The following is a 1,041-nucleotide window of genomic DNA, read 5'->3' on the forward strand; positions in this document are numbered from 1 at the left end:
TCCCGTCACGTCGATGTACTCGGTGCCGGTCCACAGCTTATAGGTGTAGCTCTCGTCCGGCGTCCAGGTCAGCACGCCGTCTTCCAGCTGCATCTCCGGCGGTTCCGGGCAAATTGCCAGGTTTTCGGGCTTGAGGTTTACGCTGTCGTGGTCGCCGCTGTCTTCCACCACGATTTCAATCGTGTAATCGCCGGAAGCGTCTGCGGGGAGCACATAGTCCGCGCCCATCTCTTCGCCGTTCACCTTCAGGGAGGCAACCTGGTCGCCCTGGCCGGAAACCTTGATGGTCAGGTTCGCATCGCGGTACGTGTAGTTGCTCAGCTCAAACGGGCCGACCATCCAATCCGGCACATACGGTGCAAAATGGATGCCGTCCAATTCGTACGTCATGCCGAACAGCACACGGTAGAACGACGCCATATGCCCTGCCACCGACCACAGCTGGCGGTAGGCGTTGTTGCCCGCGCCGGTCTCGTAGTTGATGACCTCTTCGTTGGAAAGGTTGCGGGCCGCCGCCGACATAATCGACTTCATGATCTCATCTGCGAGCTCATGGTTGCCTGCCTTCATCGCGCCTTCCATCAGGGTTGCTTCCCAGCCCGGCCATACGCCGCGGTTGTGGTAGATCGCGCTGAACTGCTTGCCGCGCTTCTGCGGGTAAACGGTATTCGCGCCATACTTCACGAGCGGATAGTTTTCCATCAGCCGTTCCGCCATTTCCGGCGTTGCAATGCCGTAATAGATCGCATAACCGGTTGCGATGACGTCGGTCTTCTCCGCCAGCACATTGCCCATGTACTCCGGATACTGCCACGACGCATAGTAGCCGCCGTCTTCCACCCAGAAGTTCTCGTTGATGGCCTGCTTCAGGTCTTCAAAATGCTTGGCCCACTTTTCGGTCTCTGCCGGGTCTTTGCCCAGGATCTCGGAAGCCTGCTCCAACACCTTAAACGCCACCGCGTATTCGATGTTCGTTCCGCTTGCCTTCGACTCCATGATGTCCGAGAAATAGCCCTCGTCCATCCAGTCCGGATACGTCTT

1 protein-coding gene is annotated in these 1,041 nt (G+C 58.2%); it reads right to left on the reverse strand.

What is annotated here, in order from left to right; genetic code table 11:
• Nucleotides 1–1,041: alpha-L-rhamnosidase-related protein (locus I2G69_RS14030; RefSeq protein WP_207740605.1), on the reverse strand; the 1,041-nt coding region annotated here is incomplete at both ends.

This window comes from Anaeromassilibacillus sp. D41t1_190614_C2, assembly GCF_015558525.1.
GTDB lineage: Bacteria > Bacillota > Clostridia > Oscillospirales > Acutalibacteraceae > Anaeromassilibacillus > Anaeromassilibacillus stercoravium.